Consider the following 23,486-nt stretch of genomic DNA (forward strand, 5'->3'; position numbering starts at 1 on the left):
ACAAGAAAGCGCTGGTCGGAGCCTCTTTCGGCCTGAGATGCTCGGGGCAAGCCCGAGCATGACGCTACAATCCCACCCGTCCCCAGCCCGGCAGCTTCAGGGCCGGCCTCTGTAGGTCGAAGCCGGCGACCAGGCCGAGCAGGTTGATCTCGACGCCCTCGACCCAGCCGAAGGTGACGCCCGCTAGCCCGTAGAGCGAGGCCTGCAGGCCGGTGCGGCTCGGCGTGAAGCCGGCGTAGAGGCCGTCGGCACGCCAGTCCTTGCCGATCGCGGTTGGCGGCAGTGCCCGGCCGAGCTCCGGCACTTCGGCGAGGATGTGCTGGACGAAGCTGTTCGAGTTCGGCCCCGGCCAGGCGGCATAGGAGCCATAATCGCTGTAGCCATAGCTCTTCACGGCGTCGCGGATGCGCGGGATCAGGGCCTCGGCTGCGGGGCCTTTCAGCTCCGCCACCGCTTCCGGCACGTTGCCATACCAGCGCCCGTCGGCGACACGAACATTCACGCGCACCGGATTACCCCAGCCGACGACGTCGAAGCGGGTGTAGGCGGAGGCGTTCTTCTCCTTCACCACCACCCAGGAGTGATGGGCGAAGACGCCGCGCCAGCGGCCGACGCGGGCGGCGAAGATGTGGATGGTCGCTTCGGGCTCGATGGCCGGCGCAGGCAGGAGCGCAGCGCTCGACCAGTCGGCGCGCGCCCAGTCGGAAGCGAGCGGTTGCAACTGCCACCAGGCGGCATGCGTGCCGAGCGGCAGGAGGAAGACCACCGTGAAGAGAAGGAGAAAGCGTCGGATCATGTCTCCTCAGGAAATAGGTGGCGCGACCCCGGCGCCACAAGGCGCGACGGAGCGTCGCCGATCACGAAATCGAGGTTGAGGCTTGGCCACAAGCTGCTAGCGTGCGCCCGCGAAATCTAAAGGAGGGGCAGATTGCGCACTTTGGCGTCGGTTATGCATAGGTTGGCCGCTGCGGCGGCTCTCGGGCTCGCTCTCGCGGCCGGCCCGGCAGGAGCGCAGGACAACAAGGAACTGCGCATCTTCAACTGGTCGGATTACGTCAATCCTGAGGTGCTCGACGCCTTCAAGAAAGAGACCGGCATCACCGTCGTCTACGACACCTTCGACCAGATGGAGACGGTCGAGACCAAGCTGCTCGCCGGCAAGACCGGCTACGACCTCGTTGTCGTCACAGCGTCCTTCCTGCCCAGGCACATCCCGCTCGGCCTCTATACGCCGGTCGACACCGCCAAGGTGCCGAACCTCAAGAATGCCTGGCCCGAGATCCAGAAACGCCTGTCGAAATACGATCCCGGCAACAAGTTCGCCGTGAACTACATGTGGGGCACCACCGGGATCGGCTACAACGTCGCCAAGGTGAAGGAGCGGCTCGGCAACGACGCCGTGATCGACAGCTGGAACGTCGTCTTCGATCCGGAGAAGCTGAAGAAGCTCTCCAATTGCGGCGTGCACGTGCTCGATGCGGTCGAGGAGATGTTCCCGGCGGCGCTGCGCTATCTCGGGCTCGATCCCGATTCAAAGAACGAGGCCGATCTCAACAAGGCCGGTGAGCTGCTGCGCAAGATCCGCCCGCACATCCAGAAATTCCACTCGTCCGAGTACATCAACGCGCTCGCCAACGGCGATATCTGTCTGGCGGTCGGCTATTCCGGCGACGTGCTGCAGGCCAGGAAACGCGCGAGCGAAGCCAAGAACAAGGTCGAGATCGCCTACTCCATCCCGAAGGAAGGCGCGCTGATGTGGTTCGATTCCTTCGTCATCCCGAAGGATGCCGGCAATCAGGAGGCGGCGCTGAAGTTCATCGACTTCGTCAACCGTCCCGACATGGCTGCGAAGAATTCGGACTTCATCCAGTATGCCAACGGCAACATCGCCTCGAAGCCGCTGCTCTCGGCCGAGGTCCGCGACAATCCCGGCATCTATCCGCCGGATGCGGTGATGGGCCGGCTCTACACGATCACGCCCTACGACCAGAAGACGCAGCGGGTGGTCAACCGGCTGTGGACCCGCGTCAAGAGCGGCAGGTGAACCGGCCGGAGGCGGGTGGAAGGCGCGCCTCGCCGGGCAGCGTCCGGCGCGACTTCCAGCCCTGGAACGACCCTGCGGCCAAGCCGCTGGTCGAGTTTCGCAATGTCACCAAGCGCTTTGGTGCGGTGGTCGCTGTCGATCGGCTCTCGCTTGCGATCCATCAGCGCGAGTTCTTCGCGCTGCTCGGACCGTCCGGCTGCGGCAAGACCACCCTGATGCGCATGCTCGCCGGCTTCGAGCAGCCCGACGAGGGCGAGATCCTGCTCGACGGCGTCGACATCACGGCCGTGCCGCCGCATCGGCGGCCGGTCAACATGATGTTCCAGTCCTATGCGCTGTTCCCGCATCTGAGCGTCAGCGACAACATCGCCTATGGACTGAAGCGTGAGGGCCTGCCCAAAGCTGAGATCGCCGAACGTGTCGACGCCATGCTCGGGCGCGTCCGCCTCAAGGGCATGGAGAAGCGCCGGCCGGACCAGCTCTCCGGCGGCCAGCGCCAGCGCGTCGCGCTCGCGCGTGCTCTGGTCAAGCAGCCCAAGCTCCTGCTGCTCGACGAGCCGTTGGGGGCGCTCGACAAGAAGCTGCGTGAGGAGACGCAATACGAGCTGATGGACCTCCAGGCCGATCTCGGCCTGACCTTCATGGTCGTCACGCACGACCAGGACGAGGCCATGACCATGGCCGACCGCATGGCGGTGATGGACCATGGCAGGCTGTTGCAGATCGCGCCGCCGGATCTGATCTACGAGGCGCCATCCAGCCGCTTCGTCGCCGAGTTCGTTGGCGACATCAACCTGATCGAGGGCAGGGTCACGGCCGTCGCTGGCGATCTCGTCACGCTGGAGAGCCAAACCCTCGGCGTGATCGAGCTCGACGAGGATGCGCCGAGCTGCCGTCCAGGCGACGCACTCACCATCGGTCTGCGTCCCGAGAAGATCACGCTCAGCCATGACGAGCCGGGGCAGGGCGTCAACAAGGTCGCCGGCGAGATCTGGGACATCGGCTATCTCGGCGACATGACCATGGTCCAGGTCATGGTCGGCGGCGACGAGGGCAAGCTCTTCAAGATCTCGCTGACCAACCGCACCAGGCGGATCGAGCAGCCCTTCGCCTGGGAAGACAAGGTCTGGCTCTCCTGGGACGTCGAAGCCGGCATGGTGCTGGCGTCGTGAGCACGCCGGTTCCCCGAAGCAGCGGGACCGGTCGCGGCCTGCTGGTCGCCGCCATTCCCTACCTCTGGCTGCTCGCCTTCTTCCTCGTGCCCTTCGTCATCGTGCTCAGGATCGCGCTGTCGGATGCCGCGACCGACCAGCCGCCCTACGCGCCGCATTTCTCCGGCATCAGCCAGCTCGGCGAATTCCTGGGCCAGCTCGATCTCGAGAACTTCCGCCTGCTCGGGGACGATTCGCTCTACTGGCAGAGTTATCTCTCCTCGCTGCGCATCGCCGCGCTGACCATGCTGATCGCGCTCGCGATCGGCTACCCGCTCGCCTATGCGATGGCGCTGGCTCCGAAGCGCTGGCAGGGCATCCTGCTCGTCCTCGTCATCCTGCCGTTCTGGACTTCGTTCCTGATCCGCGTCTACGCCTGGATCGGCATCCTGCGGCCGGACGGCCTGCTCGATATGGCGCTGATGGGGATCGGGCTGACAGCTGAGCCCTTGCGCCTGCTCAACACTGATGCCGCTGTGCTGATCGGCATGGTCTATTCGTACCTGCCCTTCATGGTGCTGCCGCTGTTCTCGACCTTGCAGAAGCTGGACGGCACCTTGCTGGAAGCGGCTTCCGATCTCGGCGCGACGCCGCTCACCACCTTCCTGACAGTGACCTTGCCGCTGTCGATTCCCGGCATCCTCGCCGGCTCGGCCCTGGTCTTCATCCCGGCGATCGGCGAGTTCGTCATCCCCGATTTGCTGGGCGGTTCCGACACACTGATGGTCGGCAAGGTGCTCTGGAACGAGTTCTTCTCCAATCGCGACTGGCCGCTGGCCTCGGCGGTGGCGATCGTGCTGCTCGTCGTCCTCGTCCTGCCGTTGATGCTGCTGCAGCGGGCGAGGGGAGCGACTCGATGAAGCGCTTTGGAGCCTTCCACCTCGCCGCGCTCGTTGCCGGCTTCGCCTTCCTTTACCTGCCGATCGTCGCGCTGGTCGCCTATTCCTTCAACGCCTCGCGACTGGTCACAGTTTGGGGCGGCTTCTCGACGCATTGGTATGGAACGCTCTTCAGCAACCAGCCGCTGCTCGACGCCGCCTGGCTGACGATCCGCGTCGCGCTGGTCTCTGCCACGCTTGCGACGATGCTCGGAACGCTCGCGGCATTGGCATTGGCGCGCTATCGCGTCTTCACCGGTCGGATGTTGTTCTCCGGCATGGTGATGGCGCCCTTGGTGATGCCGGAGGTGATCACCGGCCTGTCGCTGCTGCTGCTGTTCGTCGCCGGCGATGTCGAGCGCGGCTACTGGACCGTCGTCATCGCCCACGCGACCTTCAGCCTCGGCTTCGCCTGCATCGTCGTGCAGGCGCGGCTCACTGGCTTCGACCGCTCACTGGAGGAAGCCGCCCGCGATCTCGGTGCGACGCCGATGGAAACGTTCCGAACTGTGACATTGCCGCTGATCTGGCCGGCCGTCGCCGCCGCCTGGATGCTGGCCTTCACGCTCTCGCTCGACGATCTCGTCATCGCGAGCTTCACCACCGGGCCGGGCGCGACGACGTTGCCGATGCGGCTCTACTCGGCGATCCGCCTCGGCGTCACGCCCGAGATCAACGCCGCCTGCACGATCATGATCGCAGCGGTGGCGGTGGCGGTGATCGGCGCTTCCTTGCTGATGAAGCGGGACGCGCTGGCGGGGCGCTGACCTAAACGCCTGCTGAACATCCTGCTCAAACCCGGTTCAGCCTGATTGCGCGATGGTGCGTGCCAGAGCGGGAGGCCTTCCTGCTCCGGCAAGAGGAGACATCAAGATGTTCCGCACCCTCGCCTCCGCCGGCCTTATCGCTGCCGCCGCGCTCGGGATCAGCGCGGCATCGCCCAGCAAGGCCGAGGCAGGCGTCCTGATCCAGCAGGCCTATTATGACGGTCCCGGCTATGGCTGGCGCGCGCCGCCCGCCTATGGCTACTGGGGCGTTCCGCGCTGGCGCCGCCACTATGATCGCCCGCGCTTCTACGGGCCGCCTCCGCCGCCGCGGTACTACCAGCGCTGGCGTGGCGGTTGGTGAGTGATGAAAGCCAACGGAGCGCGGCGGATCACTCCGCCGCGCTTTTCTGCGCGTAGCCCAGGCGCTGGTTGAGCTCTTCCAGCAGCTTCTCGGCGGCGTCGGCGATGACGGTGCCGGGCGGGAAGATCGCGCTGGCGCCAGCCTCGATCAGGGCGTCGAAATCCTGTGGCGGGATCACGCCGCCGACGACGATCATGATGTCGGGCCGGCCGGCCTTGGCGAGTGCCGCCTTGAGCTCCGGCACCAGCGTCAGATGGCCGGCCGCCAGCGAGGAAACGCCGATGATGTGGACGTCGTTCTCGACGCCCTGGCGCGCCGCTTCGTCGGGCGTGGCGAAGAGCGGGCCGATATCGACGTCGAAGCCGAGATCGGCGAAGGCAGAGGCGATCACCTTCTGGCCGCGGTCATGGCCGTCCTGGCCCATCTTGGCGACGAGGATGCGCGGGCGGCGCCCGTCCGCCTCCTCGAAGGCCTCGCACATCAATTGCACGCGCGTCACCGCAGGGTTCATCTCGCCGACCTCCCGCTTGTAGACGCCCGAGATCGACTTGATCTCGGCCCGGTGGCGCCCGAAGACCTGCTCCATCGCCAGCGAGATCTCGCCGACGGTTGCCTTCGCCCGCGCCGCCTTGACCGCAAGATCGAGCAGATTGCCGTCGCCTTGTGCACCGTTGGTCAGCGCGGTGAGGGCCGCTTGCGTCTCGGCCTCGTTGCGCTCGGCCTTGAGCCGCCGGAGCTTGTCGAGCTGCTGGGTGCGGACCGAGGCGTTGTCGACCTTGAGCACGTCGATCGCCGCTTCGTTCTCGGGCTTGAAGATATTGACGCCGATGATCGCTTGCTGGCGTCCATCGATACGCGCTTGCGTCTTGGCCGCGGCCTCCTCGATCCGGAGCTTGGGGATGCCGGCCTCGATCGCCTTGGCCATGCCGCCGAGTTTCTCGACCTCCTGGATATGGCCCCAGGCCTTGGCGGCGAGCTCGGCGGTGAGGCGCTCGACATAATAGGAGCCGCCCCAGGGGTCGATGATCCGGGTCGTGCCGCTCTCCTGCTGCAGGACGATCTGGGTGTTGCGGGCGATGCGGGCGGAGAAATCGGTCGGCAGCGCCAGCGCCTCGTCGAGCGCATTGGTGTGCAGCGACTGGGTATGCCCCTGCGTCGCCGCCATCGCCTCGATCATGGTGCGTGGCACGTTGTTGAATACGTCTTGCGCCGTCAGCGACCAGCCCGAGGTCTGGCAATGGGTGCGTAAAGGGAGCGACTTCTCGTTCTGCGCCCCGAAATCCTTGACCAGCTTGGCCCAGATCAGCCGCGCTGCCCTGAGCTTCGCCACCTCCATGAAGAAGTTCATGCCGATGGCCCAGAAGAAGGAAAGCCGCGGCGCGAAGACGTCGACGCCGAGGCCCGCCTGCTGGCCGGCGCGGATGTACTCGACGCCATCGGCGAGCGTGTAGCCGAGCTCGAGGTCCTGCGTCGCTCCGGCCTCCTGCATGTGGTAGCCGGAGATCGAGATCGAATTGAACTTCGGCATGTTGGCCGAGGTGTAGGCGAAGATGTCGCCGATGATCCGCATCGAGGGCGAGGGCGGGTAGATATAGGTGTTGCGGACCATGAACTCCTTGAGGATGTCGTTCTGGATGGTCCCCGAGAGCTTGGCCGCCGGCACGCCCTGTTCTTCCGCCGCGACAATGTAGAGCGCCAGCACCGGCAGGACGGCGCCGTTCATCGTCATCGACACGCTCATCTGGTCGAGCGGGATGCCGGAGAACAGGGTGCGCATGTCGTAGATCGAATCGATCGCGACGCCGGCCATGCCGACATCGCCGCCGACGCGCGGATGGTCGCTGTCATAGCCGCGATGAGTGGCAAGATCGAAGGCGACCGAAAGCCCCTTCTGGCCGGCGGCGAGATTGCGCCGGTAGAAGGCGTTGGAGTCCTCCGCCGTGGAGAAGCCGGCATATTGCCGGATCGTCCAGGGCTGGTTGACGTACATGGTCGGGTAGGGGCCGCGCAGATAGGGCGCGATGCCTGGAAGCGTGCCGACGAAGGGCAGGCCGTCACGATCCGCGGCCGTGTAGAGCGGCTTGACCGGAATGTCCTCCGGGGTCTGCCAGAGGTCGCCTGTGGCCTGAGGGGCGCTCGCGCGGGCTGCCGTGTCGGCGAAGGCGAGCTTCGTGAAATCCGGGATCGCGGTCATGGCTTGCTCCCGTCTGGTCTGTCCCACCAATGGTGGAAATGATGCACCGGTCCGTGGCCGTGGCCAACCTTGACCGCGTCCGAGGCGACGATCGCGGCCGAGATGTAGCGCTTGGCCAGCACCACCGCCTCGTTCAGCGCGATGCCGTGGGCGAGGCCCGAGGCGATCGCCGAGGACAAAGTGCAGCCGGTGCCGTGGGTGTTCTGCGTGGCGATGCGGGGCGCGACCAGGCGTTCCCGCCGACCGTCCTTGCCGATCAGGATATCGACGCTGTCTTCGCCGGTGCCGTGGCCGCCCTTGACCAGCACATTGGCGGGCCCAAGCGCGAGCAGCGCCTCCGCCTGTTCGGCGGCCGCATCTTCGGTCTCCGCCATCGCGGTTCTAAGCAGGGCGGCTGCCTCGGGCAGGTTCGGCGTGACGATCGTGCAGAGCGGCAGCAGGCGGCGCTTCAGCGCTTCGATAGCGTCCTCCTGCAGGAGGCGCCCGCCGGAGGCCGCGATCATCACCGGATCGAGCACGATATTCTTCGCGCCATGACGTTCGAGGCCATCGGCAACGGTCTCGATCAGCTCGGCGGTGGCGAGCATGCCGATCTTGACCGCATCGACCTGGAGATCATCGAAGACGGCATCGAGCTGCGCGGCGACGAAATCGGCCGGCACCGGATGGATCGCGGTGACGGCGGTGGTGTTCTGCGCGGTCAGCGCCACGATGACGCTGGCGCCATAGACCTGATGTGCGGCGAAGGTCTTGAGGTCGGCCTGGATGCCGGCGCCGCCGCTGGAGTCGGAGCCGGCGATGGTGAGCGCGGTCGGCATGATCATCCCTTGCTGGTGCTGACCGGGGATATGGCGATCGCCAGCGCTTCCTGCAGCACGGCGATGGCGTCACAGCCGGCGAAGACAAAATTCGTCACGCCGGCCTCGCGCAGCGCCGCCTCCTGCTCGCCTGGGCGGCCAGCAAGCCAGATCGTGGCGCCGGCTGCGGTCAGTGCTGTTGCAGCCCGGATCGCCTCGCTCGAATAGGCTTCATCGGAGCCGCAGAGGCATGCGAGCTTCGCGCCTGAGGTTCGGAAGGCTGCGACGAGTGCGTCGAGATCGGTCGCGCCCGCCTGGGCGAAGCCGTCGCCTGAGGGAGCGGCAATGCCGCCGGCCTCGAACAGGTTGCGGGCGAAACCGGAGCGGGCAGTGAAGCCGGCAATCGGCCCTAGCGTGGCGAGGAAGGCCTTGGGCCGCTCGCCGGCGGCTTCGGCAATGTCAGCACTGGCGCGCAGCGCCTCGAATGGCTCGGCCAAACGGATGCTCGGCAGGGCTTCGATTGTGATCGCGTGGCCGACAGTGCGCTCGGGGGGCGCGATTGGCGGTGTCGCCAGCACCGACACAGAGGACTCCGACAGGTTCGGGAATTCGCTCGTGCCGGTGATCGGCTCGCGCCGGGTCGCGATCGCCTTGGCCCGGGCGTCGCGCTCGCGCGAAAGACCCTTCTGAATATGGCCGTTGGCGAGGGCGGCGACGATGCCGGCGAGGCCATCGGCGCTCTCGGCCTCGAGGTCCTGGAACTTGCGCCAGCCCTGCTCGCATAGCGCTTGCGTCAGCGCCTCGAAGCCGCCAGCCCCGGCGGCCGGATCGGCGACGCGCCAGAGGTTGGCTTCTTCCAGAAGGATCAGCTGGGTATTGCGGGCGATGCGGCGGGCGAAACCGTCGGGCAGGCCGAGCGCAGCGGTGAAGGGCTGCACACCGATCGAATCCGCCCCGCCAACGCCGGCCGAGAAGGCGGCGATCGTGCCGCGCAGCAGGTTCACCCAGGGATCGCGCCGGGTCAGCGAGCGCCAGGCCGTCTCCGCATGAATGAAGACGGGCTTGGGATCGAGCCCGCAGGCGCGCTGCACCCGGTCCCAGAGCAGGCGCGCCGCCCGCAGCTTGGCGACGGTGACGAACTCGTCGGCATCGGCGACGAGGGTGAAGGAGATCGCGTCGCGCGCCTCGGCGAGCGGGACCCCCTCAGCTTCCAGCAGGCGCAGATAGGTTACGGCCGTCGCCAGCACGGCGCCGAGTTCCTGCGCTTCGGTCGCGCCGGCCTCATGCCAGACCCGGCCATCGGCGGCGAGGAATGGGCCGATAAAGCCGCGGGACTTCAGTGTGGCGATCGTCTTGGCAATGCGCTTGCCGAGCTCGGGCAATTGCACTGCCAGCGCCCCCGAACTCGCGAGCACACCGATCGGCTCCATGCCGAAATCGATCTGGAGGGAAGAGGGCGCATAACCGCGTTGCGCGACGAGATCGGCCAGCAGCAGCGCATGCTTGCGGCCTCGCGGAGCAGGGTCGAGGCGCAGGCGAACGAGATCGAGCATGACGCCGTCGAGCGCCGCGTCGAGAGCATCTACAGAGGTCGCGTTGAGGCCGAAGCCGCGCGCTGCGGGCGCGCCGGCGAAACTCAGGCTGAGGGAATCGGCGCCGCCTTCCAGCTCGGCGAGGGCCAGCCTTGCCGCTTCGGCGGCATCAGGGTGATCGACGCGTGCCGCAACGCGCCAACGCCCGGCCTGGGCGCGCAAGGGGCGGGAGCTCGGCTCGGCCGCGGCTTCGTAGAGCGGCTCGATGCGAACACCGTCCGCCGTCCGCCCGACCAGCCTCTTCTCGAAATCGGCGCCCTTCAGCACCTTGTCGACAGCGGCACGCCACTGCGCTTCGCCCGGCGTGGGGAAGGCGTCCATGAAGGACAGGTCGGCGAGGACTGTCGAGGTCATCAGCAACGAACTCCTTGCACGCTTTCCTCCGCCATTCCCGTCAGGCGATGGAACACACGCCAATTGGCGGTCCATTGTGCAACCGCGAAGTCCTGATTGCCATGGCTCGGCGCGAACGCAAATGCCTCGTTGGTCGGAAAGCCGTGCCGAAATGCCTATCCCGGCCAAGGAAACTCCTATGCCTGCAAACGAAAACGCCGCCCGATGGGGGCGGCGTTGCCGTATTTCGGAATTGTGCTTCGGCTCAGACGAACTGGCCGAGGCCTGGGATCGCGCCCACAATCGCGCCCATCGTGTCCTCGCCCGCCTTCTCGCGGCCGACCGCGAACATCTCCTTCGAGACACTCTGGATCTGGCCCATGGAAAGGCCGGCGCCCATCAGCTGGCCGCCGAGCGCCATCACGCCGCCGCCACCGCCCATCATGCCGCCGATCGTGCCGAGCAGCCCGCCCTTGGCGCCGCCTTCGGCTTCGGCGAGCTCCTGCGCGCCCGGCAGCGCCGCCATCAGCTGGCCGATCTCGGCCGCCGGACCTTCCTTCTGCAGGAAGGCGAGGATGATGCCGATCGCCTTGCGCGCCAGCGACTCGTCGAGGCCGGAAGCAGCCATGATGCGGGAGATCAGTTCATCCATCGTCCGGTCCTCTGATGTCGAGCCTGCAAACGCTCTACCAGATAGTTTACACATAAACTATCTCGGATGGAAGCGATCTTCATGCTTCCGCCCCAGTTCCCGTTTCGCTACACCCGTTCCACGACCTTATGGCAACGGAACAGGCGCGACCATGGCGGATGACGGCACGATCCTGATCGGCAAGAGCGAGAAGCCGGAGGTGCTGCTGCTCAAGCTCGCCAATCGCCACGGCCTGGTCACCGGCGCGACCGGCACCGGCAAGACGGTGACGCTGCAGGTGCTGGCGGAGGGCTTCGCCAAGCATGGCGTGCCGGTCTTCGCCGCCGACATCAAGGGCGACCTATCCGGTATCGCAGCGCCGGGCAACTCCAAGCCGCCCTTCGTCAAGCGCGCCGAGGAACTTGGGCTGAAATACGAACCCGACCAGTTCACCACCGTGTTCTGGGACGTGTTCGGCGAGCAGGGCCACCCGGTCCGCGCCACGATCTCGGAGATGGGACCGCTGCTGCTGGCGCGCCTGCTCGATCTCAACGACACCCAGGAGGGTGTGCTCAACATCGCCTTCCGCATCGCCGACGAGCAGAAGCTGCTGCTGCTCGACCTCAAGGACCTGCGCGCGATCCTCGCCTTCATCGCCGAGAATGCGCAGGAGCTGACGACCAAATACGGCAACGTCACCTCCGCCTCTGTCGGCACGATCCAACGCGCTCTGCTCGTGCTGGAGAATCAGAAGGGCGACCTGTTCTTCGGTGAGCCGGCGCTCGACATCAACGACCTGATGAAGACCGATCGCGACGGCCGCGGCATCATCAACATCATGGCCGCCGACAAGCTGATGGCCAATCCGCGGCTCTACGCCACCTTCCTGCTCTGGCTGCTCTCCGAGCTGTTCGAGCAGCTTCCGGAGGTAGGAGATCTCGACAAGCCCAAGCTGGTCTTCTTCTTCGACGAGGCGCATCTGCTCTTCAACGGCGCGCCCAAAGCGCTGCTGACGGCGGTCGAGCAGGTCGTGCGGCTGATCCGTTCCAAGGGTGTCGGCGTCTATTTCGTTACGCAGAACCCGCTCGACATCCCCGATACGGTGCTGGCCCAGCTCGGCAACCGCGTCCAGCACGCTCTGCGCGCCTTCACGCCGCGCGACCAGAAGGCAGTCAGGGCTGCGGCCGAGACCTTCCGGCAGAACCCGAAGATCAACACCGAGCAGGCGATCACCCAGCTCGCCGTCGGCGAGGCCCTGATCTCGACGCTTGAAGGCAAGGGCTCACCGACCATGGTCGAGCGCTGCCTGGTCGCCCCGCCCATGGCGCAGGTCGGGCCGATCACGCCGCAGGAGCGGACGCAATGCATGCGCGCCTCCGGCTTCACCGGCAAATACGACACGATGGTCGACCGCGAGTCGGCTTATGAGGCGCTGATGCAGCGCAAGGGAATGAAGCCCGACGGCTCGCCGGTCGAGGCGTCGACCGAAGGTGGCGGCGGCATCCTCGACACCATCGGCGGCTGGCTCGGCGGCCCGAAGGAGCGCCCGAAGACCGGCCCGGGCTCGCGCGGTGGTCCCCTACCGCAGAGCATGACGGAGAAGATCATCACCTCGGCGGCGCGCTCGGCCGCGACCTCGATCGGCCGGCAGGTCGGCACCGCGATCTTGCGCGGCGTGCTTGGCTCGCTGACGGGCGGGCGGCGGTAATCCGTTTCCCGCCATGCGCGCGGACGGCTGGTATCGTCCGCGCGACTAGGCATGATGGCGCCACCGGAATCAGCCTCCAGTGAGCGCCCATGTCCCAGCTTCCCGCCATCCTCTCCCGCCTCGACGCCGATCTCGACACGTCGCTGGCCCGTCTCTCGTCCTGGCTCGAGATTCCGTCGATCGGGACCGATCCGGCCTTCGATACGCAGACGCGGCAGGCGGCCGAATGGCTCCGTGCCGATCTCGAAGGGCTCGGCTTCAAGGCTGAGTTGCGCGAGACCGGCGGCCATCCGGTCGTGCTGGCGCATCGGCCTAAAGCCGGCGCGCCGCACGCGCTGTTCTACGGCCATTACGACGTCCAGCCGGTCGATCCGCTGGATCTATGGGCGAATGACCCGTTCAAGCCGGTCGTCAAGGAGATCGAGCCGGGGCGAAAGGCGATCTTCGCGCGCGGTGCCTGCGACGACAAGGGTCAGGTCATGACCTTCATCGAGGCGATCCGCGCCACGCTCGCCGAGACCGGCGACCTGCCCATCGGCCTCACCATCCTGGTCGAAGGCGAGGAGGAATCGGGTTCAGTCAACCTGCCGGGCTTCATCAAGGCCAACGCCGCCGAGCTGAAGGCCGATTTCGCGCTGGTCTGCGACACCGGCATGTGGGACCGCGTCACGCCGCTGATCACCTCGACCCTGCGCGGCATGGTCTATCAGGAGGTCCGGCTGACCGCCGCCGACCGTGACCTGCATTCGGGCATGTTCGGCGGCGCGGCTGCGAACCCGATCCATGTGCTGACCAAGATCGTCGCTGAGATCCATGACGAGACCGGCCGGATCACCATTCCCGGCTTCTATGACGGCGTGCACGAGCCGACCAATGCGCAAAAGGCCGAATGGGCCGACCTCAACCTGACCGAGAAGGAATTCCTCGGCCAGGTCGGGCTGAAGCACTCGATCGGCGAGCGCGGCCGCATGCTGATCGAGCAGATCCAGTCGCGCCCGACCTGCGACGTCAACGGCATCTGGGGCGGCTATACCGGCGAAGGCTCGAAGACCGTCATTCCCGCCAAGGCCTCGGCCAAGGTCTCCTTCCGTCTGGTTGGGGACCAGGATCCGGCGAAGATCGCCGCTGCCTTCCACCAGTTCGTGCGCGAGCGACTGCCAGAGGATGTCACGGCCGAGTTCATCGGCCATTCCGGCTCGCCAGCCTTGGCCGTGCCGGTCGATTCCCCGGTCCTGCACAAGGCGCGCAAGGCCTTGGGCGAGGAATGGGGCGGCCGCGTCGTCAGCATCGGCAGCGGCGGCTCGATCCCGGTGGGCGGCGACTTCAAGCGCACGCTCGGGCTTGACACGCTGTTCGTCGGCTTCGGCCTCGACGATGACCGCATCCATTCGCCGAACGAGAAGTACGATCTGTCCTCCTTCCACAAGGGCCAGCGCTCCTGGGCCCGCATCTTGCAAGCACTCGCCTCATGAAATCCGTCTGTGTCTTCTGCGGCTCGAGTCCGGGCCGTGACCCCATCCACGCCGAGGGTGCCCGCGCCATGGGCACCGCTATCGCCCAGCGTGGCCTGTCGCTGGTCTATGGCGGCGGCGCCGTCGGCCTGATGGGCATCGTCGCCAATGCCGCGCTCGAAGCCGGCGGCGAGGTCCACGGCGTCATCCCACGGGCGCTGCGCGAGAAGGAGGTCGGCCACAACAAGCTGACCCGGCTCGAAGTGGTCGAGACCATGCATATCCGCAAGGCGCGCATGGCCGAGCTCTCCGACGGCTTCATCGCCATGTCCGGCGGCATCGGCACCTTCGAGGAGATCTTCGAGATCTGGACCTGGGGTCAGCTCGGCATCCACGGCAAGCCGCTCGGCTTCCTCAACATCGCCGGCTTCTACGACCCGCTCTTCGCTTTCCTCGATAACACCACCAAGGCCGGCTTCATGTGGCAGGCCCATCGCGACATGGCGATGATGGAGACCGATCCGGCGGCCTTGCTCGACAAGATGGAGGCCTACAAGCCGCAGACCCAGATCAAATGGGTGGAGAAGTCGGAGGTTTGACCTCTATCTGATAGGAATTTTATCCTTGACATCGTGACACTGATCGGGTAGAGATCAGGAACGCTCACGAATTGCGCCTGAGACTAACGGAGCCGCCGCGCTGCCCAGCTGGCGGCTTTTTCGTGTCCCGGTGCGAGACGACCATTCGCAGATCCATTGGATTGCGATCTGGATCCATGTCCGCGCAGCGCCGGTGCGGCCCACAGATGAGCGCCCCGAGATTTGCATGGAGATAGCCATGACCGTTGTCGCGCATGGTCGCACGGATGTGCTGGCCGATACTCTCGTCGGGATCACCAACGGCAGTACAACCGTATGGGGGAATCCCTATTATCTCTACCTGAGCAACTTGCAGGCCGGCGATATCATCCAGGTGTTCGCCGACATCGAGGCCGAAAACACCGCTACCTACAATGTCGAATTTGCAACCCAGGTCCTGCTCACGAGCTCCTGGGTGCCCAACAATGTCAACTCGATCGCAGCCAGTCATATCCTGCTGCCGATCAATGGATACAATGTCGATCAGGCGGAGCATTACTACTCGGAGACCCGAGCAGCTTCCTATCAGTTGCCGGTCGCGCTGACCGATGCGGTGATGCAGTTCCGTCTGCGCACCCGGTCTTCTGCTGCGACCGGTGGGCAGAACGCGCTGTTCAAGCCGGGGCAGGGCTTCCTTTCCTATACCGTCCTGCGCTGAACCTCTGACCGCGGCACCATAACGGGTGCTGTCGACAATTGCCGGCCGCCGCGTGCGGTCGGTTCCTTGGTAGGGAAAGTAAACGGCATGTCCAAAGCAGATGATACCGCCCCGGCTCGGCCGGCGGCAAAGCGCAAACCCGCGCCGCGCGGTCGCAAGGCGGTGATCGGCAAGCTCTGGAAGGCGGCGCAGACTCAGCTCGAGGCGCATGAGGCGCATCTGGCCGAATTGCCGGCCGGCACGGCCGCGAGCGAGACAGACGCCAAGACACTGGCGACCTTGGCTCGCACCGTGCGCGAGCTGGTCGCGCTGGATTCTGCTGCTGTGGGGGGAGGGAGGACGGTCCGAGGATGAGCCCAGCCCCGCCGAAGGACTACGCCGAGTCGATGAGCTTCGCAGCGAGCTGGCACGACGCATGGAACGTCTTATCGCTGAGAACGCAGGTGAGGCTGTTCCGGAAGCTGCTTCCGGATCTGCCTCCGGAGCTGGTTAGGCTCGTCGAACAGGAGTGGACGTTCTGGGGGCGGCTCGACCAGAAATCCCGCCGCCTGCCGCCTTGGGGAGCATGGCTGGTCCTGGGCGGACGCGGAGCGGGGAAAACACGTACCGGCGCCGAGTGGGTAAGGGGCATGGCGCTGGGGCTCGCGCCGATTGCCACTTCTCCCATCGGTCGCATCGCCCTGGTCGGCGAGACGCAAGCGCAAGTCCGTGACGTCATGATCGAGGGCGTCTCCGGTTTGCTCGCGATCCATCATCGCTGGGAGAAGCCGGTCTGGTCGCCGTCGCGGCGCCGGCTCGAATGGGGCAATGGCGCGATCGCGCAGGTGTTCACCGCCGAAGATCCGGAAGGCCTGCGCGGGCCACAATTCGGCGCCGCCTGGTCCGACGAACTGGCGAAATGGCCGAACGTTCAGGAGACCTGGGACATGCTGCAGCTCGGCTTGAGGCTCGGCGAACGGCCGCGCCAGGTGGTGACGACGACGCCGCGCCCGCTGCCTTTGATCAAGCGGCTGCTCGACGATCCCAGAGTCGCCGTTAGCCGGGCGGCGACCAGCGCCAATCGCTTCAATCTCGCGCCGAGCTTCCTTGAGAGCGTGCGGCAGGCCTATGGCGGCACGCGGCTCGGCCGGCAGGAGCTCGAAGGCGAGATCGTTGAGGAGAGCGCCGATGCGCTCTGGAGCCGGGCGTTGATCGAAGAATGTCGCGAGCGCGAGGCGCCGTCGCTGGCGCGGATCGTCGTGGCGATCGATCCGCCGGCTTCCTCGTCGAAGCGGGCCGATTCCTGCGGGCTCGTGGCGGCCGGCATCGATCGCGACGGCGTCGGCCATGTACTAGCGGATGCGACACTCGCCGGCGCCAAGCCGCATGAATGGGCTCAAGCAGCCGTCGCACTCTATCGCCGGCTGGAGGCTGATGCGCTGGTCGTCGAGGTCAACCAGGGCGGCGAGATGGCGACGAGCGTCATCCGCGAGGTCGATCCTGGCGTGCCGGTCACGCCGGTCAGGGCCTCGCGCGGCAAATTCCTGCGGGCCGAGCCGGTTGCAGCACTCTATGCGCAGGGCCGGGTGCGCCATGCAGGCGCCTTTCCGGCGCTGGAGGACGAGATGTGCGACTTCGGCTCGACCGGCCTGAGCTCCGGTCGCTCGCCCGACCGGCTCGACGCGCTGGTCTGGGCACTGACGCATCTGATGCTCGGGCCGAAGGGAAGGCCGCGGGTGAGGGGGCTTTAGCGCCCGACGATCGCAACAACAGCGAGAAATCCATGCTCAATTTCCTTCGCAGCCTGCGCGGCCCCGCCGCGCCGGAACAGAAGCGCTCGCGCGTCGGGCCGCTGATCGCCCTGCACGAGGCGGGGCGCCCGGTCTGGACGCCGCGCGACTATGGCGCCCTGGCGCGCGAGGGCTATCAGCGCAATCCGGTGGTGCATCGCTGCGTCAGGCTGATTACCGAGGCGGCGGCGCAGACTCAGCTGATCGCCAAGGTCGGCGAGCGCGAGATGCCGGAGCACCCGGCCCTGGCACTGATTGAGCGGCCCAACCCGCGCCAGGGCGGCATCGCCTTTCGCGAGATGCTCTATGGGCACCTGCTCGTCGCTGGGAACGCCTATGTCGAGGCGGCGAGCATTGGCCGCGAGCCGCGCGAACTTTATGCGCTCCGGCCCGATCGGATGCGTGTGGTGCCCGGCCGCGACGGCTGGCCCGAGGCCTATGACTATACGGTCGGTGCGCAGACCATCCGCTTCCGTCAGGACGAAGGCGCGCTGCCGCCGATCCTGCACCTGTCGCTGTTCCATCCCGTTGACGACCATTACGGCCTCTCGCCGATCGAGGCGGCTGCCTGCTCGCTCGACGTCCACAACGCCGCCGGCGCCTGGCACAAGGCGCTGCTCGACAATGCGGCCCGGCCTTCCGGTGCGCTTGTCTATAACGGCCCGGAAGGCGGCACGCTGACCGAGGCGCAGTTCGAGCGGCTGAAGCAGGAGCTGGAGGAGGGTTTCCAGGGCGCGCGCAATGCCGGCCGGCCGCTGCTGCTCGAAGGCGGGCTCGATTGGAAGCCGCTGTCATTGTCGCCGGCCGAGCTCGATTTCGTCGCTGCCAAGGGCGTCGCCGCGCGCGAGATCGCACTCGCCTTCGGGGTGCCGCCGCTACTGCTCGGCATGCCCGGAGATAATACCCATGCCAATTTCGCCGAGGCCAATCGCGCCTTCTGGCGCCAGACGCTGATCCCGCTGGTCCGGCGCACGGCCCAGTCGCTGGCGCAATGGCTCGGCCCGGCCTTCGGCGATGTGCTCTCCCTCGAGCCGGACCTTGATGCGATCGAGGCGTTGGCGGACGAGCGAGAATCGCTCTGGCGGCGGGTCTCTGCCGCCGCCTTCCTCAACGAGGACGAGAAGCGCGAGGCGGTCGGCTATGGCCGCCGGGAGGTGTCGTCATGAGTCCCTTCGATGGAGCTGCCGCAGGCATCGTTGCACGCGGCGATCTCGGCCATCTCGCGCTGCTGCTCTGGGCCTTCTGCGCCTCGGGGCTCGCCCTCTTTTCCTTGCGCGAGCTGATCGCCGCCAACCGGCGCTTCGACGAGTTCGTGCGCGAACTCGCCCGCTTCAACGCCCGCTACGAGGGAGGGGATTCATGAGCAAGACCGGGGGCAAATCGCCGCCCAGGCCGGCCCCGGCCGCCGTGCGATCGGGTGTGGCCGCGCCGCGTCCCGGCCGCCCGCCGCGCGACGTCTTCGGCCGCTTCTTCGAGACGCTCGGACAGCTCGACCCGAATGGTCGCGGCGGGCGGGGAGGGGCACGATGAGAGCCGCCATGCCCCGTTATCCGTCAATGGCGCGCGAGGCCAAGTTCCTGGCGCAGCCGCTGGCCAGGGTCGAGCCGGATGGCGCCTTCGAGGGCTATGCCAGCCTGTTCCGCATCGCCGATCTCGGCAAGGACGTGGTCGAGCCCGGGGCCTTCCGCGACTGCCTCGCCCGCCGCGGCGCCACCGGGATCAGGATGCTCTGGCAGCATGATCCGACCGAGCCGATCGGCCGCTGGCTCGAACTGCGCGAGGATTCGCGTGGCCTGTATGTCCGCGGCCGCCTTTCGCTCGCCGTGGCGCGAGCCCGCGAGCTGCATGCACTGATGCGTGACGGCGCCGTCGACGGACTGTCGATCGGCTTCCGCTCGCAGCGCGCCCGCAGCGAGCCGCGCACCGGCCTGCGCCGCCTGGAGAAGGTCGACCTCTGGGAGATTTCGCTCGTCACCTTCCCGATGCTGCCGCAGGCAAGGGTCAGCGCCGTCAAGGCGCTGCGCCCGCCCAGCCACGCTGCCTTTGCCTGAAAACTGCACTCAAAACCGCAAAACCACAGGAGATTCCATGACTGCTTTGAACCAGGCTCCCGAGACCAAGGCGACCGGCGAGGCCGCCGCCATCTATGACGATCTGCGCTACACGCTCGAGGCCTATCGCGCCACCAATGACGAGCGCCTGGCCGAACTTGAAACCCGCATGGGCGGTGACGTCCTGACCGGCGAAAAGCTCACCCGTCTCGACGACGCGCTCGACGAAACCCGCCGCCGGCTCGACCGGCTGAGCCTCGACAGGAGCCGCCCGGCGCTGGGTGCGAGCGAGGAGCGCGACCCGGCCGTGGCCGAGCACAAGGCGGCCTTCGCGTCCTATGTCCGCCATGGCGAGGCGACGGGCCTGAAGCGGCTCGAGGCGAAGGCGCTTTCGGCCGGCTCCGGCCCGGATGGCGGCTATCTCGCGCCTTCGACGGTCGAGGGCGAGATCCTGCGCCGCCTTGCCAGCGTCTCGCCGATCCGTTCGATCGCGACGGTGCGCACCATCTCGTCCGGCACCTACAAGAAGGCGTTCTCGACCACCGGTCCGGCTTCCGGCTGGGTCGCCGAGACGGCGGCCCGTCCGCAGAGCGGCACGCCGACCCTGGCCGAGCTCTCCTTCCCGGCGATGGAACTCTACGCCATGCCCGCGGCGACGCAGACCCTGCTCGACGACGCCATCGTCGACATTGACCAGTGGATCGCCGAGGAGGTCGAGAGCGCCTTCGCCGAGCAGGAGGGAGCCGCCTTCGTCAGTGGTGATGGCGTCGACAAGCCCAAGGGCTTCCTCGCCTATCCGACCGCGGCCGATGCGAGCTGGAGCTGGGGCAATATCGGCACGCTGAAGACCGGCGTCGCCGGCGCTTTCGCCGCCTCCAGCCCGTCGGACATCCTGGTCGACCTCGTCTATGCGCTGAAGGCCGGCTATCGCCAGAACGCCAGCTTCGTGATGAACCGCAAGACGCAGGCCGCGGTGCGCAAGTTCAAGGACTCGACCGGCCAGTATCTCTGGCAGCCGCCGGCTGCAGCGGGCGCGCAGGCGACGCTGCTCGGCTTCTCGGTCGTCGAGGCCGAGGACATGCCGAATGTCGCGACGGACTCGGTCTCGATCGCCTTCGGCGACTTCCGGCGCGGTTATCTCGTCGTCGACCGGGCGGGCGTGCGCATCCTGCGCGATCCCTACTCCGCCAAGCCGCACGTGCTGTTCTACACGACCAAGCGCGTTGGCGGCGGCGTGCAGGACTTCGCCGCGATCAAGGGGCTGAAGTTCTCGGCCTGATGCCTGGTTAGCGGCCGAACCACCAGCTGTAGCTTGCGTTCGGGCGCGCATCCTCGCGCGCCTGGCGCGGCTCGTCGCCATAGTTGAGCAGGCGCTCGCTTGCTTCGGCGATCCAGGCGCGGTGGTCGCTGACCGGTGTGATCGCGGTGAAGCCGCCGCAGATCAGCTTGACGCGCGAGCTCAAGGGTCCGCTCGACCAGGAGACGATGCCGACAAGATCACGCGAACCGGGCGGGCCACGCAACACGGGCCCGCCGGAATCGCCGCGGCAGGCGCCGGCGCCGAGGATCTCGCCGCGATTCTCGGTATCGACCGCGACCTTGACCGTGTTGGCGGTGGTATAGTTGCCGGCATTGACCAAAGTCACCTCGCGCAGCGTGCGCGCGGTCTTCTTGTTGGTCTCGGAAGCGAGGCCAAAGCCCGCCATGGTCACGGTCTCGCCCTGCCACAACCCGCTACCGAGCGTCAGAGGCTGGATATCGGCGGGCAGTGGCGTGGCGAGGCGCAGCAGGGCCAGATCGGCGCCAGGCTGCGTACGTGGCGTCGTGCCGGGCACGAAAGTCGGGTGCGGCAGGACCGCTGCGACGATATGCGTCCGATTACGGAAGCGCTTGTCGAGGCTGATCACGCGCACCGAACCGCCGGTCATCAGGCAATGGGCCGCCGTCAGTACCAGTTCGGAGGAGATTGCGGCGCCGGAGCAGAGTTCGCCGCGGCTGGTCTCGACCCGCAAGGTCGAGGCGCGTGCGCCATCGACCGTGCGCGAGGTCACGCCGCCGATCACGGCCTGTGCCGGCGCGGTCATCTGCAGACCACTGCAAAAGCTATCGCGACGATCGCGGCGCGCTTCGAATAGGTCACGGTCGAGATCATCGCTGTCATGGCTTCAATGTATGGTTTGCTGCGGCGCAGTCCAGTGCTGTTCGCGCCGAGGGGTCATCAGGGGGCGGTGGTCCAGTCGGCGCTCTCGCCCCACCCTGACAAGGTGCGGTCGATCCAGCCGCGCTGAGGTGCGATGAGCACACCCTGGCTGAGCAGGCCGCATTGCTTGCCGGCCCCACCGGTGGACCAGCTGGCGACGGCGACGACGCCATTCGAGCCTGCGACGATAGGGCCGCCGGAATCGCCCTGGCAGGCGCCGCCGCCTGGCCGCTTGCCGCCGGTCGCCGGATCGGACGCCCAGATCAGGACGCGGCCTGGCCCGTAGGGCTCGACGGTGGCGAGTGCGGCTGAGCGGTAGGTGCCGGTGGTCTTCGCCTCGCCTTCGCGCGAGACGCCGTAGCCCGCCAGCGTAACCGGCGATCCGGCGCGTGGCAGTGCGCCGTCGACCAGCGTCGCAGGGGAGAAGCGCGCCGGCAGCGGTGCTGCGAGCCTGACCAGCGCGAGGTCGATCGAGCGCTGCCGGTTCGCGACGGACTTGGCGTTGAACTCCGGATGCAGAGCGATGGCTGCCGGTTCGACCAGCATCGGCTGGCCGCCGTCCTGCCAGTGAATGCGCAGGTCGACCCGAGCATCGGCGCAATGGGCGGCGGTGAGGATGGCGCGGCGCGACAGCACGATGCCGGTGCAGACGCCGCCGCGCGCGTTGAGAACCATCAGGGTCGAGCTGGCGATAGGGCCGCCCTCGCGCCCGCCAACTATGGCTGACGCGGACCAGGGCGCAGCGAGAGCTGCTGCCAGGGCCGCCAGTCCAATCGCTGTTCTGCCGTGCATCGAGCCGCCTCCGCTGTCGAGCGGGGCTCGATAGCGCATCGGCGCCAACGTTCAAACCCGGGAGATGAGAGACCATGACGCCGCTCGCCCTGACGCCGCCCACCATCGAGCCGGTCTCGCTATCGGAAGCCAAGGATTTCCTGAGGATTCTCGCCGATGACGAGGACGAGTTGCTCGGGACCTTGCTCACCGCGGCCCGCCTGATGATCGAGGCCGCGTCCGGGCGCCTTCTGATCGAGCAGGGTTGGCGAATCGTGCTCGACGCCTGGCCGCAAGGCAGCGAGATTCGCCTGCCACTCTCGCCGGTGCGCAGCCTCACGGCTGCACGCGTCCATCCACCGCGGGCGCGGCTGAACCGGTTGCGCCGTCGTCGCTGACGCTGGTCGAGGGCTCCGATCCGCCGCTGATCAGCGTTTCAGCTCCGGTCCCGGCGCCCGGTCGTGCCCGCTCCGCGATCGAGATCGACCTCGTCGCCGGCTTCGGCGCGACGCGTGACACGGTGCCGGCGCCGTTGCGGCAGGCCGTGCTGAGGCTCGCCTGCCGCTGGTTCGAGCATCGCGGCGACGTGGTCAGCCGCGATGCGCTGCGGTTGCCGGCCGAGATCGCCGCACTCGTCGCTCCGTTTCGCCGTGTGAGGCTCTGATGCTTCGCGAGACAGCGAAAGGCCGCCGTCCCGTCGGCGCGCTGCGGCGACGCTTGCTGCTGGAGGCGCCCGTTGAAACGCCGGACAGCGCCGGCGGCCAGTTGCGCAGCTTCGAGACGGTCGCCGCGGTATGGGCCCAGGTCGAATGGCTCTCGGGCGATGAGCGCTGGCGCGGCGAGCGGCCTGAACAGGCGGCTAGTCACCGGATCACCTTACGTTGGCGTGCCGGCGTCGATGCAGGCCAGCGCTTGCGCGATGGCGATCAGATTTTCGATATCCGCACGGTCGGCGATCCCGATGGTGGCCGCCGGCGCCTCGTCTGCCTGGTCGAGGAGGTGAGCCGATGAGCGACGCCATCCTGCCGCTCCGGCGCGCCATCCACGCGCACCTGTCAGCTGATGCCGGCCTGACAGCGCTGATCGGAACGGGCCGCATCCATGACGAGCCGCCGCGCGCCTTGAGCGGGCTCTACGTCGTCCATGGCGAGGTCACGGCCGAGGACTGGTCGACCGGCAGCGACCGCGGCTGCGAGCAGAAGCTGACGCTCGGCGTCTGGGCGGGTGAGACCACTTCGTCACGCAAGGCGCTCGAGGCGGCTGCCCGCATCGTTGCCAGCCTGGAGGGCGCCGCGCTCGCACCGGAAGGCCACCGACTGGTCAATCTGAACTGGCTGTCCTCGAAACTCGCCCGCGATCCAAAGACCCATCTGCCAACCGTGACGCTGACCTTCCGGGCCGTCACCGAAGCGCTCTGACCCGAACGAAAGGA

At 67.2% G+C, this 23,486-nt stretch carries 25 protein-coding genes and 1 pseudogene; 19 read left to right on the forward strand and 7 right to left on the reverse strand.

What is annotated here, in order from left to right:
- Nucleotides 1-64: 64 nt before the first annotated feature.
- Nucleotides 65-796, reverse strand: a complete 732-nt coding sequence (locus tag QO058_RS25205; protein WP_284168950.1) for a DUF3750 domain-containing protein — start codon at nucleotides 794-796, stop codon at nucleotides 65-67.
- A 153-nt stretch (nucleotides 797-949) separates the two neighbouring features.
- Between QO058_RS25205 and QO058_RS25210 the strand changes: the two genes are divergently transcribed.
- The 5 genes from QO058_RS25210 to QO058_RS25230 all read left to right on the forward strand — a co-directional run bounded on the left by QO058_RS25210 (nucleotide 950) and on the right by QO058_RS25230 (nucleotide 5,261).
- The gene (locus QO058_RS25210) at nucleotides 950-2,044 is read left to right on the forward strand and encodes a polyamine ABC transporter substrate-binding protein (RefSeq protein ID WP_284168951.1); all 1,095 of its coding nucleotides are present in this window, start codon (nucleotides 950-952) and stop codon (nucleotides 2,042-2,044) included.
- Nucleotides 2,041-3,216 (forward strand): ABC transporter ATP-binding protein, encoded by a 1,176-nt coding sequence (locus tag QO058_RS25215; protein ID WP_284168952.1) that lies wholly within the window; start codon nucleotides 2,041-2,043, stop codon nucleotides 3,214-3,216. Before QO058_RS25210 ends, QO058_RS25215 begins: the two co-directional genes overlap by 4 nt.
- Entirely contained in the window at nucleotides 3,213-4,115 is a 903-nt protein-coding gene (locus QO058_RS25220; RefSeq protein WP_284168953.1) for an ABC transporter permease, read from the forward strand. Before QO058_RS25215 ends, QO058_RS25220 begins: the two co-directional genes overlap by 4 nt.
- Nucleotides 4,112-4,900 (forward strand): ABC transporter permease, encoded by a 789-nt coding sequence (locus tag QO058_RS25225; RefSeq protein WP_284168954.1) that lies wholly within the window; start codon nucleotides 4,112-4,114, stop codon nucleotides 4,898-4,900. Before QO058_RS25220 ends, QO058_RS25225 begins: the two co-directional genes overlap by 4 nt.
- Before the next feature lie 106 nt (nucleotides 4,901-5,006).
- Nucleotides 5,007-5,261 carry a hypothetical protein gene (locus QO058_RS25230; RefSeq protein WP_284168955.1) on the forward strand — a complete coding sequence of 85 codons (255 nt, stop codon included), beginning with the start codon at nucleotides 5,007-5,009 and terminating at the stop codon, nucleotides 5,259-5,261.
- 28 nt (nucleotides 5,262-5,289) lie between these two features.
- Here QO058_RS25230 and scpA read toward each other — a convergent pair whose 3' ends face one another.
- The 4 genes from scpA to QO058_RS25250 form a co-directional block, all read right to left on the reverse strand.
- Entirely contained in the window at nucleotides 5,290-7,455 is a 2,166-nt protein-coding gene (scpA, locus tag QO058_RS25235; RefSeq protein ID WP_284168956.1) for a methylmalonyl-CoA mutase, read from the reverse strand.
- The gene (gene thiD / locus QO058_RS25240; RefSeq protein ID WP_284168958.1) at nucleotides 7,452-8,279 is read right to left on the reverse strand and encodes a bifunctional hydroxymethylpyrimidine kinase/phosphomethylpyrimidine kinase; all 828 of its coding nucleotides are present in this window, start codon (nucleotides 8,277-8,279) and stop codon (nucleotides 7,452-7,454) included. The genes scpA and thiD overlap by 4 nt, the downstream gene beginning before the upstream one ends.
- Complete coding sequence (locus QO058_RS25245; protein ID WP_284168959.1) at nucleotides 8,276-10,198, reverse strand: methylmalonyl-CoA mutase subunit beta; 1,923 nt, start codon at nucleotides 10,196-10,198, stop codon at nucleotides 8,276-8,278. Before QO058_RS25245 ends, thiD begins: the two co-directional genes overlap by 4 nt.
- A 244-nt stretch (nucleotides 10,199-10,442) precedes the next feature.
- The gene (locus QO058_RS25250) at nucleotides 10,443-10,829 is read right to left on the reverse strand and encodes a DUF2267 domain-containing protein (protein ID WP_284168960.1); all 387 of its coding nucleotides are present in this window, start codon (nucleotides 10,827-10,829) and stop codon (nucleotides 10,443-10,445) included.
- Nucleotides 10,830-10,980: 151 nt separating this feature from the next.
- On the opposite strand from QO058_RS25250, the gene QO058_RS25255 reads away from it, so the two are divergent.
- The 11 genes from QO058_RS25255 (at nucleotide 10,981) to QO058_RS25305 (ending at nucleotide 20,362) form a co-directional block, all read left to right on the forward strand.
- Nucleotides 10,981-12,516 carry a helicase HerA-like domain-containing protein gene (locus QO058_RS25255; protein ID WP_284168961.1) on the forward strand — a complete coding sequence of 512 codons (1,536 nt, stop codon included), beginning with the start codon at nucleotides 10,981-10,983 and terminating at the stop codon, nucleotides 12,514-12,516.
- Between the two features lie 89 nt (nucleotides 12,517-12,605).
- Nucleotides 12,606-13,988 (forward strand): M20/M25/M40 family metallo-hydrolase, encoded by a 1,383-nt coding sequence (locus QO058_RS25260; RefSeq protein WP_284168962.1) that lies wholly within the window; start codon nucleotides 12,606-12,608, stop codon nucleotides 13,986-13,988.
- Complete coding sequence (locus tag QO058_RS25265; protein ID WP_284168963.1) at nucleotides 13,985-14,566, forward strand: LOG family protein; 582 nt, start codon at nucleotides 13,985-13,987, stop codon at nucleotides 14,564-14,566. The genes QO058_RS25260 and QO058_RS25265 overlap by 4 nt, the downstream gene beginning before the upstream one ends.
- Before the next feature lie 238 nt (nucleotides 14,567-14,804).
- On the forward strand, nucleotides 14,805-15,263 hold the full coding sequence (locus QO058_RS25270; RefSeq protein ID WP_284168964.1) for a hypothetical protein: 459 nt from the start codon (nucleotides 14,805-14,807) through the stop codon (nucleotides 15,261-15,263).
- A gap of 87 nt (nucleotides 15,264-15,350) precedes the next feature.
- Nucleotides 15,351-15,617 carry a hypothetical protein gene (locus tag QO058_RS25275; protein WP_284168965.1) on the forward strand — a complete coding sequence of 89 codons (267 nt, stop codon included), beginning with the start codon at nucleotides 15,351-15,353 and terminating at the stop codon, nucleotides 15,615-15,617.
- Nucleotides 15,614-16,993 (forward strand): DNA-packaging protein, encoded by a 1,380-nt coding sequence (locus QO058_RS25280; protein WP_284168966.1) that lies wholly within the window; start codon nucleotides 15,614-15,616, stop codon nucleotides 16,991-16,993. The genes QO058_RS25275 and QO058_RS25280 overlap by 4 nt, the downstream gene beginning before the upstream one ends.
- Nucleotides 16,994-17,025: 32 nt before the next feature.
- Nucleotides 17,026-18,198 carry a phage portal protein gene (locus tag QO058_RS25285; protein ID WP_284168967.1) on the forward strand — a complete coding sequence of 391 codons (1,173 nt, stop codon included), beginning with the start codon at nucleotides 17,026-17,028 and terminating at the stop codon, nucleotides 18,196-18,198.
- Nucleotides 18,195-18,395 carry a hypothetical protein gene (locus QO058_RS25290; RefSeq protein ID WP_284168968.1) on the forward strand — a complete coding sequence of 67 codons (201 nt, stop codon included), beginning with the start codon at nucleotides 18,195-18,197 and terminating at the stop codon, nucleotides 18,393-18,395. Before QO058_RS25285 ends, QO058_RS25290 begins: the two co-directional genes overlap by 4 nt.
- Nucleotides 18,392-18,562, forward strand: coding sequence for a hypothetical protein (locus tag QO058_RS25295; protein WP_284168969.1), 171 nt, complete (start codon nucleotides 18,392-18,394; stop codon nucleotides 18,560-18,562). The genes QO058_RS25290 and QO058_RS25295 overlap by 4 nt, the downstream gene beginning before the upstream one ends.
- A 26-nt stretch (nucleotides 18,563-18,588) precedes the next feature.
- Nucleotides 18,589-19,083, forward strand: a complete 495-nt coding sequence (locus tag QO058_RS25300) for an HK97 family phage prohead protease (RefSeq protein WP_284173020.1) — start codon at nucleotides 18,589-18,591, stop codon at nucleotides 19,081-19,083.
- Between the two features lie 37 nt (nucleotides 19,084-19,120).
- Nucleotides 19,121-20,362 carry a phage major capsid protein gene (locus QO058_RS25305; RefSeq protein WP_284168970.1) on the forward strand — a complete coding sequence of 414 codons (1,242 nt, stop codon included), beginning with the start codon at nucleotides 19,121-19,123 and terminating at the stop codon, nucleotides 20,360-20,362.
- Between the two features lie 7 nt (nucleotides 20,363-20,369).
- Here QO058_RS25305 and QO058_RS25310 read toward each other — a convergent pair whose 3' ends face one another.
- Both QO058_RS25310 and QO058_RS25315 read right to left on the reverse strand, forming a co-directional pair.
- Entirely contained in the window at nucleotides 20,370-21,167 is a 798-nt protein-coding gene (locus tag QO058_RS25310) for a S1 family peptidase (protein ID WP_284168971.1), read from the reverse strand.
- 134 nt (nucleotides 21,168-21,301) lie between these two features.
- The gene (locus tag QO058_RS25315; RefSeq protein ID WP_284168972.1) at nucleotides 21,302-22,075 is read right to left on the reverse strand and encodes a S1 family peptidase; all 774 of its coding nucleotides are present in this window, start codon (nucleotides 22,073-22,075) and stop codon (nucleotides 21,302-21,304) included.
- Between the two features lie 74 nt (nucleotides 22,076-22,149).
- Here QO058_RS25315 and QO058_RS25320 point away from each other — a divergent pair.
- The 3 genes and pseudogenes from QO058_RS25320 (at nucleotide 22,150) to QO058_RS25330 (ending at nucleotide 23,472) form a co-directional block, all read left to right on the forward strand.
- Nucleotides 22,150-22,718, forward strand: a pseudogene (locus tag QO058_RS25320) (head-tail connector protein).
- Nucleotides 22,718-23,065 (forward strand): phage head closure protein, encoded by a 348-nt coding sequence (locus tag QO058_RS25325; RefSeq protein WP_284168973.1) that lies wholly within the window; start codon nucleotides 22,718-22,720, stop codon nucleotides 23,063-23,065. Before QO058_RS25320 ends, QO058_RS25325 begins: the two are co-directional and overlap by 1 nt.
- Entirely contained in the window at nucleotides 23,062-23,472 is a 411-nt protein-coding gene (locus QO058_RS25330; protein WP_284168974.1) for a DUF3168 domain-containing protein, read from the forward strand. Before QO058_RS25325 ends, QO058_RS25330 begins: the two co-directional genes overlap by 4 nt.
- Nucleotides 23,473-23,486 lie beyond the last annotated feature (14 nt).

Source organism: Bosea vestrisii (assembly GCF_030144325.1).
Classification (GTDB): domain Bacteria; phylum Pseudomonadota; class Alphaproteobacteria; order Rhizobiales; family Beijerinckiaceae; genus Allobosea; species Allobosea vestrisii_A.